This window comes from Candidatus Symbiopectobacterium sp. NZEC135 (assembly GCF_025962695.1).
The window spans coordinates 1-918 of record NZ_JAGFPF010000814.1 but is presented as its reverse complement, the minus strand read 5'-3'; the positions used below and the strand labels follow the sequence as shown (position 1 = coordinate 918).

The window sequence follows — 918 nt, the reverse complement described above, 5'->3', positions numbered from 1 at the left end:
GGTAATCGCATCATCAGGCAGCACGCCCAGCCAGTCAGGAATCAAATTGGCTAACCCCGGCAACATGCCTGCCGAGAGTACTGCGGTCCAGTCCCGTGCGCTGGTCGGTGTTTGTTGCAGCAAATGCCATACCGGGGCATCGCCGGACACATCAATATAATGAGCACCGGCCCGAGCGGCACTGCGCGCAACCCGATCCAGCACCAGATAAGATGGCCCCGCACAGTTCACCACCAGTGCGCATCCCTGACTAAACGCATCCAGCGCCTCTTGCTGATAGAGATCGACCACCTGAGCGTGCGCGTTGACCTGCTGCGCCAGCGCGTGCAAGGCCTCAGGCTGTCTGGCACCGAGGCGCAATGTGTATCCCGCCGCGCCCAGCCAACAGGTAACTTCTCGTCCGATACTGCCCGTCGCCCCCAGAATCGCGATGCAATACCGCTTCACAGCGCCTCCTCCGGGCGAGTGTGCCGTGCGATGCAGTTCGCCAGTGACGCCGCATGTGGCTGCGCCATACAACTAAAATGGTCGCCCGGCGTGTCCACCACGGTCAGATCGCCAAGGCTCAGACGCTGCCAATAGTCGGTGACATCCTGCGGCGTACCGGGCAACAACGGATCGCTTGCGCTGTTGCGTATCAACAGGGTTTTTCCGGTCCAGGGCGCAGGCTGGTGTTCACCCACGGCGGCCATGCAATGGTGGAACAGCGCGTGGCGCTCGGCAAAGGCTTGCACTTCACCTTCGGGAGCAAAGTAGGCCCCCTGCTCAGCACCGTCGGTCTGCAAGGCGCGCAGCCGCTCATTCAGCGGTTTTATTGCCCATTGGCTCAGCGCGTCGCCAACGGGCTGATAGGCGTCGGGTAAACGGTCAAATGCACCGGCGGGAATGTGGGAAGGCGTTTCGCGCAGCACGTGATGA

At 61.9% G+C, this 918-nt stretch carries 2 protein-coding genes; both read right to left on the bottom strand.

Features of this window, described 5'->3' with window-relative positions; genetic code table 11:
* Positions 1 to 447 (bottom strand): saccharopine dehydrogenase NADP-binding domain-containing protein (locus J5224_RS30665; RefSeq protein WP_264628805.1); only part of this gene is annotated, 447 nt, incomplete at its 3' end.
* Positions 444 to 918, bottom strand: a 475-nt coding sequence (locus tag J5224_RS30660; protein WP_264628804.1) for a hypothetical protein, incomplete at its 5' end; no start/stop codon positions are given. The genes J5224_RS30665 and J5224_RS30660, both read right to left, overlap by 4 nt.